The sequence below is a fragment of the Streptomyces sp. NPDC043996 genome, assembly GCF_056435225.1.
The window spans coordinates 122,363-134,738 of record NZ_JBWKEY010000008.1 but is presented as its reverse complement, the minus strand read 5'-3'; the positions used below and the strand labels follow the sequence as shown (position 1 = coordinate 134,738).

General features: G+C 71.7%; 11 protein-coding genes. 10 read left to right on the top strand and 1 reads right to left on the bottom strand.

Annotated elements, in window-relative coordinates; genetic code table 11:
* Positions 1 to 46 precede the first annotated feature (46 nt).
* From AC07A4_RS22090 to AC07A4_RS22070, 5 genes are all read left to right on the top strand, one after another.
* On the top strand, positions 47 to 808 hold the full coding sequence (locus AC07A4_RS22090; RefSeq protein ID WP_478601265.1) for a sulfite exporter TauE/SafE family protein: 762 nt from the start codon (positions 47 to 49) through the stop codon (positions 806 to 808).
* A 52-nt stretch (positions 809 to 860) separates the two neighbouring features.
* Positions 861 to 1,376, top strand: a complete 516-nt coding sequence (locus AC07A4_RS22085) for a hypothetical protein (protein ID WP_478601263.1) — start codon at positions 861 to 863, stop codon at positions 1,374 to 1,376.
* Between the two features lie 89 nt (positions 1,377 to 1,465).
* Positions 1,466 to 2,434 carry an SMP-30/gluconolactonase/LRE family protein gene (locus AC07A4_RS22080; RefSeq protein ID WP_478601261.1) on the top strand — a complete coding sequence of 323 codons (969 nt, stop codon included), beginning with the start codon at positions 1,466 to 1,468 and terminating at the stop codon, positions 2,432 to 2,434.
* A gap of 88 nt (positions 2,435 to 2,522) precedes the next feature.
* Positions 2,523 to 3,080 carry a PadR family transcriptional regulator gene (locus tag AC07A4_RS22075; protein ID WP_478601259.1) on the top strand — a complete coding sequence of 186 codons (558 nt, stop codon included), beginning with the start codon at positions 2,523 to 2,525 and terminating at the stop codon, positions 3,078 to 3,080.
* A 79-nt stretch (positions 3,081 to 3,159) separates the two neighbouring features.
* The gene (locus AC07A4_RS22070) at positions 3,160 to 4,881 is read left to right on the top strand and encodes an acyl-CoA dehydrogenase family protein (RefSeq protein ID WP_478601257.1); all 1,722 of its coding nucleotides are present in this window, start codon (positions 3,160 to 3,162) and stop codon (positions 4,879 to 4,881) included.
* 151 nt (positions 4,882 to 5,032) lie between these two features.
* Here the strand turns inward: AC07A4_RS22070 and AC07A4_RS22065 are convergent, their stop codons facing one another.
* Positions 5,033 to 5,980 (bottom strand): methionyl-tRNA formyltransferase, encoded by a 948-nt coding sequence (locus tag AC07A4_RS22065; RefSeq protein ID WP_478601255.1) that lies wholly within the window; start codon positions 5,978 to 5,980, stop codon positions 5,033 to 5,035.
* 268 nt (positions 5,981 to 6,248) lie between these two features.
* On the opposite strand from AC07A4_RS22065, the gene AC07A4_RS22060 reads away from it, so the two are divergent.
* The 5 genes from AC07A4_RS22060 to AC07A4_RS22040 all read left to right on the top strand — a co-directional run bounded on the left by AC07A4_RS22060 (position 6,249) and on the right by AC07A4_RS22040 (position 12,264).
* Positions 6,249 to 7,304 (top strand): FecCD family ABC transporter permease, encoded by a 1,056-nt coding sequence (locus AC07A4_RS22060; RefSeq protein WP_478601253.1) that lies wholly within the window; start codon positions 6,249 to 6,251, stop codon positions 7,302 to 7,304.
* A gap of 16 nt (positions 7,305 to 7,320) precedes the next feature.
* Positions 7,321 to 8,382, top strand: a complete 1,062-nt coding sequence (locus AC07A4_RS22055; RefSeq protein ID WP_478601251.1) for a FecCD family ABC transporter permease — start codon at positions 7,321 to 7,323, stop codon at positions 8,380 to 8,382.
* A 73-nt stretch (positions 8,383 to 8,455) separates the two neighbouring features.
* Positions 8,456 to 9,295 carry an ABC transporter ATP-binding protein gene (locus tag AC07A4_RS22050; RefSeq protein ID WP_478601248.1) on the top strand — a complete coding sequence of 280 codons (840 nt, stop codon included), beginning with the start codon at positions 8,456 to 8,458 and terminating at the stop codon, positions 9,293 to 9,295.
* A gap of 114 nt (positions 9,296 to 9,409) precedes the next feature.
* Positions 9,410 to 10,471 (top strand): iron-siderophore ABC transporter substrate-binding protein, encoded by a 1,062-nt coding sequence (locus AC07A4_RS22045; protein WP_478601246.1) that lies wholly within the window; start codon positions 9,410 to 9,412, stop codon positions 10,469 to 10,471.
* 2 nt (positions 10,472 to 10,473) lie between these two features.
* Complete coding sequence (locus AC07A4_RS22040) at positions 10,474 to 12,264, top strand: ABC transporter ATP-binding protein (protein WP_478601244.1); 1,791 nt, start codon at positions 10,474 to 10,476, stop codon at positions 12,262 to 12,264.
* Positions 12,265 to 12,376 lie beyond the last annotated feature (112 nt).

Sequence of the window (12,376 nt, the reverse complement as noted above, 5' to 3'; positions counted from 1 at the left end):
CGATCGCGCATTGTGGGGCGGGTGGTCACGGGGCGATGCTCGGTGGGTGACCGAGTTGCTGTGGGTCCTCCTGGCCGGTACGGCCGCCGGGACGCTGAACGCCCTCGGCGGCGGTGGCACGTTCGTGGCGCTGCCCGCCCTGGTGGCCGTCGGCGTGCCCCCGGTGACGGCCAACGCCTCCGCCACCGTCGCCCTCGTCCCCGGGACGCTGGCCAGCGCGTGGGTGTACCGACGCGACCTGGCGCCGGTCGGGACGGTGTCCACGAAGGCCCTCACGACGGTCAGCGCGATCGGCGGCGGGATCGGAGCCGCCGCGCTCCTGGTGCTCCCCGCGGCCTCCTTCGACGCGGCCGTGCCCTGGCTGCTCGCCTTCGCCACGGCGGTCCTCGCGTGCGGGCGCCGCCTCTCCGGGCTCCTGAGCGCCTCGACGGGCCGCCCGTTCGCTCTCGGACCCCGGTCCGTGCTCGCCGGGCAGTTCCTCCTCGCCCTGTACGGCGGATACTTCGGCGGCGCCGTAGGCATCATGATGATGGCGCTGTGGAGCATCGGCCTCGGCCTCGACACCGCGGTCAGCAACCCGATGCGCACCGTGCAGCTCGCGGCCGTCTACCTCACCGCGACCGCGCTGTTCCTCGTGGCCTCGGACGCCCTGCGCACCCCGTGGCTCCTGTCCGCCATGCTGACCGGCGCCGTCACGGGCGGCTACGCCGGAGCCCACCTCGGCCGCCGTCTGCCCGCACGGCTGCTGCGGGGCGTCATCCTGACCACGGCCGTGACCATGACCGTCCTGTACTTCGTGCGCGCCTGACGCCGCGCGCGGCCGGACCCCGCGGCACGAACCGAAGCCGGAGCCCACCGACATGACCGAAGGCGAGACCCCGGGCGGCGAAGGCGCCGCCCGCCGTCCGGACGCGCGGCGGGCCAGGCTCCTGGTGGCCTACGAGGCGTACGCGTTCAGCGAGTTCGCCCGCGCCGCCGTCCCGGTGGACGCCCACGCGCTGCGCCCCGACGGGAGCCCGCGCCACCCGGGCGCCGCCCTTGCCGAGGCCGCCCAGGTGTGCGCGGCCGCCGCGCGGCTGCTGCGCGCCGCCGTCGCGTACGAGCGCCTTGGCGGCGCCGACTGGCAGCTCATCGGCGACGTCCTGGACGTACCCCCGCGCACGGCGAGCGAGCGCTACGGGCGGGCCGAGGCCCGCGTACGAGCGGAGTTGAGCGACCCCGGCCAGGCGCGCGACGACGCGAGCTGGTGGCGGCCGCTCGCCCTGGACCACCCCCGGGAAGCCGCGCTCGACCTCGACGACTGGGTCCTGCGGCACGCGGACGGCGAAGACGACCCCGGCGCGGCGCCGGTGTCCGGAGCCCTGCCCGGGCCCTGATTTCCGGTCAATAGCCGGGGCGGGGCTGGTGCCGCCGCACCACCGCCCCGATACTCGCCGGTAACCCGCCCGGCGACGGAGAGGACCCCATGAAGGCGAAGGCGAACCGAGGGCTCCGCGCGGTGGTGCGCGGCCCGGGCCGCGCCCTGGCCGTGGTCGCGCTGACCGTGGCCGCGGGCGTGCTCGCGCCAGGACCCGCGCACGCGGCACCGGCCTGCGCGAGCACGGGATCGGGGGCACCGGTGCAGGTGGCCCGCGTACCCGACTGGGTCGAGTCGATCGCCGTCGACGACAAGGGCCGGATGTTCGCCACCGCGTACTTCTCCGGCCGCGTCTACCGCATTGACGCGCCGGGGCGCACCCCCGTGGCCCTCACCGGGAACGTCGGCGCCAACGGCGGGATCGTGGTGCGCGGCGACGGACGGCTCCTGGTCGGCACCGGCAACGACCTCGTGCACTCCCTCACCGGCGACTTCCTCCCGGTGTCGAAACTCCTGCTCGTGGACCCGGAGTCCGGCGAGGTCAGCACGTACGCCTCGGGGCTCGGCGGCATCGACGGCGTCGCCCTCGCCCCCGACGGCACCGTGTACACCACGACCCTGGGCGGCCGGAGCATCGGCCGCGTCACGCCCGACGGGCGGGTCGACCCCGCCTGGGCCCGGGTGCCCCAGCCCAACGGCATCGCCGTCTCCCCGGACGGACGCCAGGTGTACGTCGTCCAGACCACCGTCGCCCCGGGCCTGTACCGGATCGCTGTCGACGACCCCGCGCACCCCCGCCGCTGGATCTCCGCCGCCCCCTCCGACGTCCTCGCCCTGCCCGACGGGCTCACCCTCGACGGCGCGGGGCGGCCGCTGGTCACCACGCACGCGTCGGGCCAGCTCTGGCGGGCCGAGGGGGACGCCTTCTGCGCCGTCGCCTCGGGCCTTCGCCTGTCGACCCAGGTCGTCCACGGGCGCGGCGAGGCCGGCTTCTCGGCGGGCAAGCTCTACCGGGCCGGTGTCGACGGCCGGATCCTGGAGGTCCCCGCCGGGGCCGGCCCGGCGGCACGGCGCTGACGGCCGCCGGGACCGCGCCCGGGTGAGCCGCGTCTCACCTGGCCGGTGCCGCTTGTCTATGCAACGAGTTGCATAGAAAACTTCGGGCATGGCGCTCGAGCACGCGATTCTCGTCTCCCTCCTGGAGCAGCCGGGCTCCGGCTATGAGCTGGCCCGGCGCTTCGACCGGTCCATCGGCTACTTCTGGGCCGCCACGCACCAGCAGATCTACCGCGTCCTCAAGCGCATGGAGAGCGACGCCTGGATCGACGTCCGCGAGGTGGCGCAGCGGGACCGGCCGGACAAGAAGGAGTACTCCGTGGCCCCGGCGGGGCGCACCGCGCTCTCCGCGTGGCTGCACGAGCCGATCGAGCCCGAGAGCGTCCGGCACGAGCTCGCCGTGAAGATCCGCGGCGCGGCCTTCGACGACCCGGCCGCGCTGATCCACGAGGTCGACCGGCACCGCATGGCGCACGCCGACCGGCTCGCGCGCTATCTCGCGGGGGAGCGGCGCGACTTCACCGGGCCCGAGGCCCCCGCGCCGCTCGACGCCGGGCAGGAGCTCCAGCACGTCGTGCTGCGCGGCGGCATCGCGTACGAACGCATGACGCTCGCCTGGCTGGACGACGTGATCGCCACCCTGCGCGGCCTCGCCCCCGAGCGCTGAGCCGCCGCCGAGCACCCACCATCCACACCCTCTCTCCCGATCTCTCCCGATCTCTCCCGAGCCGGAAAGGCGAAGAGCCATGGCCGACCCGCTGCTGTTCCACCCGACCACCTACGACCCCACGCACTTCGACCCCGAGACGCGCAGGCTGCTGCGCGCGACCGTCGCCTGGTTCGAGGAGCGCGGCAAGCGCAGGCTGATCGAGGACTACCGCTCCCGCGCCTGGCTCGCCGACTTCCTCGAGTTCTCCGCCAAGGAAGGCCTCTTCGCGACCTTCCTCACCCCGGCCGCCGACTCTGACGGGCAGTCGGACAAGCGCTGGGACACCGCCCGCATCGCCGCCCTCAACGAGATCTTCGGCTTCTACGGGCTCGACTACTGGTACGCGTGGCAGGTCACCATCCTCGGCCTCGGCCCGGTCTGGCAGAGCGACAACGCCGCCGCCCGCGCCCGCGCCGCCGAACTCCTCTCCCAGGGCGAGGTGTTCGCCTTCGGCCTCTCCGAGAAGGCGCACGGCGCCGACATCTACTCCACCGACATGCTGCTCGAGCCCGACGGCGAGGGCGGCTTCCGGGCCACCGGCTCCAAGTACTACATCGGCAACGGCAACGCCGCCGGACTGGTCTCCGTCTTCGGCCGCCGTACCGACGTCGAGGGCCCCGACGGCTATGTCTTCTTCGCCGCCGACAGCCGCCACGAGGCGTACCACCTGGTCAAGAACGTCGTCGACTCCTCGAAGTACGTCAGCGAGTTCCGCCTGGAGAGCTACCCGGTCACCGCCGCCGACGTCCTGCACACCGGGCGCGCCGCCTTCGACGCCGCCCTGAACACCGTCAACGTCGGCAAGTTCAACCTGTGCACCGGCGCGATCGGCATCTGCGAGCACGCGATGTACGAGGCCGTCACGCACGCCCACAACCGGATCCTCTACGGCCGCCCCGTCACCGCCTTCCCGCACGTGCGCCGGGAGCTGACCGACGCATACGTCCGGCTCGTCGGGATGAAGCTGTTCAGCGACCGGGCCGTGGACTACTTCCGCTCCGCGGGGCCCGACGACCGCCGCTACCTCCTCTTCAACCCCATGACGAAGATGAAGGTGACCACGGAGGGCGAGAAGGTCATCGACCTGATGTGGGACGTCATCGCGGCCAAGGGCTTCGAGAAGGACACCTACTTCGCCCAGGCCGCCACCGAGATCCGGGGCCTGCCGAAGCTGGAGGGCACGGTCCACGTCAACCTGGCCCTGATCCTGAAGTTCATGGGCAACCACCTGCTGAACCCGGTGGAGTACGCGCCCGTGCCGACCCGCCTGGACGCGACCGACGACGACTTCCTCTTCCGCCAGGGACCGGCGCGGGGCCTCGGCGCCATCCGCTTCCACGACTGGCGCACCGCCTACGACGCGTACGCCTCCGTGGGGAACGTCGCCCGCCTGCGCGAACAGGCCGACGCCCTGTGCGAGTTCGTCACGACGGCCGCCCCGGACGAGGCGCAGAGCCGCGACCTCGATCTGCTGCTCGCGATCGGCCAGCTGTTCGCGCTCGTGGTGCACGGCCAGCTGATCCTGGAGCAGGCCCGTCTGACCGGCCTGGACGAGGACGTGCTGGACGAGCTCTTCGCCGTGCTCGTACGGGACTTCTCCGCGTACGCCGTGGAACTGCACGGCAAGGACTCCGCCACCGAGGCCCAGCAGAGCTGGGCGCTCGGCGCCGTCCGGCGCCCGGTCGTGGACGAGGCCCGCTCGGCCCGGGTGTGGGACCGGGTCGCCGCGCTGGCTGGGGCGTACGAGATGGCGCCGTAAGACACCTGCGCCCCGTAGGGGCGCGGGGAACTGCGCGACCAGCCTGAGAACAGCCGCAGCCGCGTCTGCCGCGTGACCACGCAGACGCGTCTGCGGCTTCGCCCGTGGCTGAGCGCGCAGTTCCCCGCGCCCCTACGGGGCGCGACCACCGTCAGGGGCGGTTGGTGAGGTAGCCGCCCATGGACGTGAAGTACTCGGCGGCAGCCATCTCGCGGCCGTCCTCGGTGCGCACGCGCGTGATGGCCAGGCCGTGGTTGCGGCCGGTGCGGGCGTCCGCGCCGGCGACGATCACCACGCCCTCGCCCTCGCGGTAGAAGATCCGGCCGGGCGTGCCGCCGTAGCGGGCCTCGGACACGACGGCCGCGAGGACTTCGAGGCGCTTGCCCTTGTGGAAGGTGTAGGCGCTCGGGTACGGCTCGGACTGGGCGCGGACCAGGCGCTCCAGGTCCTCCGCGGGCCAGCCCCAGTCGATGCGGGTGTCGACGTCGGACCGCTTGTGGAAGAAGCTCGCCTGCGTCCGGTCCTGCGGTGTGAACTCCGTCTCCCCGGCCGCGATGCGGCCGAGGGCGGCGACGGTGACCGGGGCGATGAGGTCGACGGTCTTGTGGAAGAGGTCGGTCGCGGTGTCCTTCGGACCGATCGACACCGCCTCCTGCCCGACGATGTCGCCCGCGTCCAGCTCGTCGTTCATCATGTGCGCGGTGACGCCCACTTCGGACTCGCCGTTGATGAGCGCCCAGATGATCGGCGAGAAGCCGGCGTACTTGGGCAGCAGCGAGTCGTGGATGTTCAGCGTGCCGTGGCGGGGCAGGCCGAACAGGCGCGGCGGGATCCAGGTCCGCCAGTTGTTGGCGACGATGATGTCCGGGTCGGCTTCCTTCAGGCGCTCGAACAGCTCCTCGTCGTCCGGGCGGTTGCGCAGGAGTACGGGGATGCCGTGCGCCTCGGCGAGATCGGCGACCGAATCGCTCCAGATCTTTTCGTAGGCGTGCTCGCTCTTGGGGTGTGTCACGACGAGGACCACGTCGTGCTCGGAATCCAGAAGGGCCTGAAGGGTGCGATGCCCCCAGGTCTGATAGCCGAACATGACGACCCGCATGGGGTTCCTCCTCAGGGCAGGGATTGTCCGGCGCCAGTAAAGCAAGGCTTACCTTAGTTTTCAATGTGTGGGGTGGGATGCCGTACTTGATGGGCGGTCGGCGGAAAGTAATCCGTTTTGTCCTGTCGACACCCCAGCAGGTTTAGCTTAGGCTCACCTAAACTCCATGGCGTGCCCTGTCCGCGGGCGTGCTCGCGCGGGTGTGCCCGCGGGCCCCGTGAGTGCCCTGTGGATCACCCCTGTGGATCAAGGGATAACGTACTTCGACATGAGCACGACTGCAGTGGAGCGCCCCGCGCCCGGGGTGGTGACCGTCCGTCAGCGGCGGCTCGTGGGTCTGGTGGCGCTCGCGGCGCTCCTCGTGATCACGGCGACGGTGTCGCTCGCGGTCGGGGCGCGGTCCCTGACGCCTGCCGAGGTGTGGCACGGCCTTTTCGCGGGCGCGGACTCCGACCAGCGGCTCAACGAGATCAGACTCATCGTGCAGACGGTGCGGGTGCCCCGGACGGTGCTCGCGGTCGTGGCGGGCATCGCCCTCGGTGTCGGCGGCGCCCTCATCCAGGGCTACACCCGCAACCCCATCGCCGACACCGGCCTGCTGGGCGTGAACGCGGGCGCGTCGTTCGCGGTGGTCTCGGTGATCGCCGTGTTCGGACTCTCCAACCCCTTCCAGTACGTGTGGTTCGCCTTCGCGGGGGCGGCCCTCGCCGGCGTCGTCGTGTTCGGGCTCGCGAGCCTTGGCCGCGGGGCGGGCAACCCGCTCACGCTCGTCCTCGCCGGACAGGGCATCACGGTGTTCCTCGCCGCGATGACCACGGCGGTCGCGCTCTCCGACCAGCAGTCGCTGAACGCGCAGCGGTTCTGGAACGCGGGCTCGGTCGCCAGCGTCGACTTCGAGGTCATCTGGCCGGTCACCGCGTTCGTGGCGGTCGGCCTGCTGCTCGCCCTGATCACGCTGCCCGCCCTGAACCTGCTCAACCTGGGCGACGACGTGGCCCGCGGGCTCGGCGTGAACATCGCCCTGAGCCGCACCCTCGGCATCACCGCCATCACCCTGCTCGCGGGCGCGGCCACGGCGGCCTGCGGCCCCATCGCCTTCCTCGGACTCATGGTCGCGCACGTGGCCCGCTATCTGACCGGCCCCGACTACCGCTGGCTGGTGCCGTACGCGGGCCTGCTCGGCGCCGTCGTCCTGCTGGTCTGCGACATCGTGGGCCGGCTCGTGGTGCGGCCCGGCGAGCTGGACGCGGGCGTCGTCGTCGCACTCCTCGGCGCCCCGTTCTTCGCGGTCCTGGTGTGGCGCGGAAAGTTCAAGAACGCATGAACGGGGCGGAAGCGACATGAGCGGGACCGAAGTGAAGGCAGCGGTGGCGCCGGGCGTACGGCTCGGCGGGATGTCGTTCGTGTGGCGGCCCTGGGTCGCGTTCGTCACGCTGGTCCTCGCGGCGGCCACCTTCCTGGTGTTCTGCCTGACCATCAGCGTCGGCGACTTCCCCATCGGCCTGCCCCAGGTGGTCGCCACCCTCTTCGGCCACGGCGAGGCGGTCGACGAGTTCATCATCATGGACCTGCGCCTGCCCCGGGCCCTCGCCGGGCTCATCGTGGGCGTCGCCCTCGGGGTGTCGGGCGCGCTCACCCAGTCCCTCGCCCGCAACCCGCTGGCCAGCCCGGACATCCTCGGGATCACCGGAGGCGCCAGCGTCGTCGCGGTGACCCTGGTGACCGTGTCCGGCGGGGCCACCGCGGCCGTCGTCAGCTCCGTGGGCCTGTCCGCGGCGGCCCTCGCGGGCGGCCTCGCCACCGGACTGCTCGTGTACTTCCTGGCCTGGCGGCGCGGCGTCGACGGCTTCCGGCTCATCCTCATCGGCATCTCGGTCAGCGCCGTGATGGAGGCGATCACCTCCTGGCTGCTCGTCACCGCCGACATCAGGGACGTGGCCCGGGCCCAGGCCTGGCTGGTCGGCTCGCTGGAGAACCGCACCTGGGACGAGGTGTGGGTGGCGCTGTGGTGCTCGCTCGCGCTCCTGGCCGTCGTGTGGTGCGCCGCCTTCCAGTTCAAGCCCCTGCACTTCGGCGACGAGGTCGCGGCCGGGCTCGGCGTCCGCCACGGCCTGGTGCGCGCGGTCCTGCTGCTGTGCGCGGTCCTGCTTGCCGCCGTCGCGGTCAGTGCGGCGGGCCCGGTGCCCTTCGTGGCCCTGGTGGCCCCGCAGGTGGCGATGCGCCTGGCGCGCTGCCCCACCCCGCCCCTGGTGGCCTCGGGCCTCACGGGCGCGCTGCTGCTCATCGGGTCGGACCTGGTGGCGCGGACCGCGCTGCCGATCACGCTGCCCGTCGGCGTGGTCACCGCCGCGATCGGCGGCCCCTTCCTCGTGTACCTGCTGGTGCGGGCGAACCTCAGATAGCTGGTACAAAAAGAGCGGGAACGAAGCTGAGGCAAACCTAAATACGGCACACCTAACTGCATGAGGGGGGCTTGTGGTCGCGCAGTACATCACCGAGATCGCATCCGGGGCCGATGACACCTCGCGCCTGACGGCCAAGGGCGTCACCGTCGGGTACGGCGCCCGGACCGTCATCGACGATCTCGACGTGGCGATACCGCCCGGGGTGATCACCACCATCATCGGCCCCAACGGCTGCGGAAAGTCGACCCTGCTGCGGACCCTCTCCCGGCTGCTTAAGCCCACCAAGGGATCGGTGGTCCTGGACGGCGACGACATCGCCCGGCTCAAGACCAGGGACGTGGCCAAGAAGCTCGGCCTGCTGCCGCAGGCGCCCGTCGCGCCGGAGGGGCTCACCGTGGCCGACCTGGTCGCCAGGGGCCGCCATCCGCACCAGAGCTGGCTGCGCCAGTGGTCCTCCGACGACGCCGACGTCGTGCGGCGCGCGCTCGCCATGACCGGCGTCGCCGACCTGGCCGACCGGCCCGTGGACGCGCTCTCCGGCGGGCAGCGCCAGCGCGTGTGGATCTCGATGACCCTGGCCCAGGGCACCGACCTGCTGCTCCTGGACGAGCCCACCACGTACCTGGACCTGGCGCACGCGATCGACGTGCTCGACCTGGTGGACGACCTGCACGAGTCGGGCTGCGCCGTGGTCATGGTGCTGCACGACCTCAACCTGGCCACGCGCTACAGCGACAACCTCATCGTGATGAAGGACGGGTCGATCCTCGCGCAGGGGCATCCGCGCGACGTCATCACCGCCGAGCTGCTGCACGAGGCGTTCGGCCTGCGCGCCATGGTGGTTGACGACCCGGTGGGCGACCGGCCGCTGATCGTGCCGATCGGTCGCACACATGTCCACCTGGACTGATTCGTCACAGACACAAGTTAGGGGTAAGGCTAGGCTTACCTCAACTCGCAGGATAAGGTTTGGCTGCCCTAAGACCGGGGCGCACCGGACGGCGTGAAAGCAAGGGATCTCGGGATGCACCTCCATCGAACGACGCTCCACCGGCGGCCCTGGCGGCGCCTCGCGGCCACGATCTCCGCCGCGGCACTCGGCGTCGGCCTCCTCGCGGCCTGCGGCTCGGACAAGGACGAGTCGGACAAGGCGAGCGACGACAACGCGCCCGCGGCCGCCGCCGGAACCTTCCCGGTCACCGTGGAGCACGCGTTCGGATCCACGAAGATAACCAAGGCCCCCAAGCGGGTCGTCACCGTGGGCTACACCGACGACCAGGCCGTCCTCGCCTTCGGCACCAAGCCGGTCGGCATGACCGACCAGTACCCGAACCCGTCCGGCAAGAGCCCCGACATCAACACGCAGTGGCCGTGGGTGAAGGACAGGTGGGGCGACGCCAAGCCCGAGGTCATCATGAAGAACGGTGACTCCGGCCCCAACTACGAGAAGATCGCCGCCCTGCGGCCTGATCTGATCATCGCGGTGTACTCCGAGATCGACAAGGCCGGGTACGACAAGCTCTCCAAGATCGCCCCGACGGTGGGCCGCACCAAGGGCGAGAAGGAGCTCTTCAGCGCTCCCTGGCAGGACAACGCGCTCCACATCGCCAAGGCGCTCGGCCAGGCCAAGAAGGGCGAGGAGCTGGTCAAGGGCATCCAGACCAAGCTGGACGCGGCCAAGAAGGACCACCCCGAGTTCGGCAAGGACAGCGCCGTCGCACTGTCCTGGTACAAGAACTCCGTCGCGCCGTTCACCTCCACCGATGTGCGCGGACGCCTGCTTTCGGGCATGGGCTTCCAGTACACGACCAAGGTCGACAAGGTCGCCGACGGCAAGTTCTTCACCGTGCTCTCGCCCGAGCGCATCGACCTGGTCAACACCGACCGCATCTTCGTCATCAACGACGCGGCGGACACCAAGGCGCTGAAGAAGTCCAAGCTGTTCAGCAACCTGGACGCGGTGAAGAAGAACAAGGTCTCCTACCTGCTCGACAGTGAGGGCCCGGCGGTCGGCGCGGCCATCTCCCAGGGCACCCTGCTCTCCCTGCCGTACGCCATCGACGAGCTCGTCAAGTCGGTCGACTAGGTGTGAGCACGACCGAAACCCGGGTCGCCCAGGCGGCGACCCTGCGCACGGCGACCGGACGCGAGGCCACCCGATGGGTCACGGCCCACTGTCGTGAGGTGCCCTGGCTGACGGTCGCCACCGTGCTCAGCACGGTGGCGGGGGCGGCGCTCCAGGTGCTGCCCGTCCTGCTGCTCGGCCGCGTCGTCGACGGCGTGGTCGAGGGCGAACCGCGCTCGATGCTCCTCAAGGTCGGCGTCCTGATGGTGAGTGCCGCGCTGCTCGGCGCGGTGGCCACCGCGGTCTCGACCTATCTCATCGGACGCCTCGGCGCGGACCTGCTGGCCAGGCTGCGCGAGAGCGCCGTCCGGGCGGTCCTCGGGATGCCGAGCGCCCGGGTCGAGGAGGTCGGCCGCGGGGACGTGCTCTCCCGCGTCGGCGACGATGTGGCCGTCCTGTCCAAGGGCATCCGCATGGCCATCCCCACGGTGTTCTCCGCGGGCGTCCTGGTCTTCATCGCCACCGCGGGCATGTTCGGCCTCGACTGGCGGCTCGGCCTCGCGGGCGCGGGCGCCCTGCCCGCGTACGCGCTCGCCCTGCGCTGGTACCTGCCCCGCTCCGCGCCGCTCTACCGCAAGCAGCGGATGGCCCAGGCCGACCGCGCGCAGGCGCTGATCAGCGGCCTCAACGGCATCGACACCGTCCGGGCGTACCGCCTGGAGGACTCCGTCCGCGAGCGGGTCACCGAGGAGTCGTGGCGCGTACGCACCTACGGCATCGAGGTGTTCCGCTTCTTCGGCCGGTTCGTCGGCAGGGAGAACCGCGCCGAGTTCATCGGGCTCGTCCTGATCATCGTGGTGGGGTACGCCCTCCTGGAGGCCGACGCCGCGACGCTCGGCCAGGTGTCGGCGGCCCCGCTGATGTTCCACCGCCTGTTCACGCCGCTCGGCGCCATCATGTTCACCTTCGACGAGGCGCAGAAGTCCGGCGCGAGCCTGACCCGCCTGGTCGGGGTCATCAGCGAGCCCGCCGAGGAGCGCCTGGTCGGCGACGGTGCCGTCGCACCGCCCGAGGTGGTGCCGTACCCGGTGACGGTGGAGGGCCTGACCTTCCGTTACCCCGACACCGACGAGCCGGTCCTCAGGGACGTCGACCTGACGATCCCGGCGGGCGGTTCGCTCGCCCTGGTCGGGGCGACGGGCGCGGGCAAGACCACCCTGGCCGCGCTGATCGCGGGCATCGGGACCCCGCAGTCCGGATCGGTCCGCGTCGGCCCGACCGACCTCGCCGGTCTCGACGAGGCCGGGGCCCGGGCCCTGGTGAGCATCCTGACGCAGGAGAGCCATGTGTTCTCCGGCTCGCTCGCCGACGACCTGCGCCTGGCCGCCCCTGACGCGAGCGACGCCGAGCTGATGGCCGCGCTGCGCACGGTCGGCGCCGACCGCTGGGTCGAGGCGCTGCCCGAGGGCCTGGACACCCTGGTCGGCGAGGGCGGCGAACGCCTGGACGTCACCAAGGTCGCCCATGTCGCCCTGGCCCGCCTGGTCCTGCGCCGGGCGCCCGTGGTGGTGCTCGACGAGTCCACCGCCGAGGCGGGCAGCGAGGGCGCCGCGGAGCTGGAGCGGGCCGTGCTCGCCGCCTGCGCGGGCCGCACGACGCTGTTCGTGGCGCACCGCCTCACCCAGGCGATGGCGGCGGACCGCATCGCCGTCCTGGACGCGGGGCGCGTCGTGGAGCAGGGCACCCACGACGAACTTGTGGCCCTTGGCGGCCGGTACGCGCGGCTGTGGCGGGCGTGGCGTGAAGGCAGTTAGGTAAAGCTAAGTCAGGTCGGGGCTGGCTCTCAGCCCTGTGGAAGGAAACGCTGAGTCTGCGATGTCTGGGATATCTGGGATGTCTGCCGTGTCTTCGAAGGATCCGAAGGAT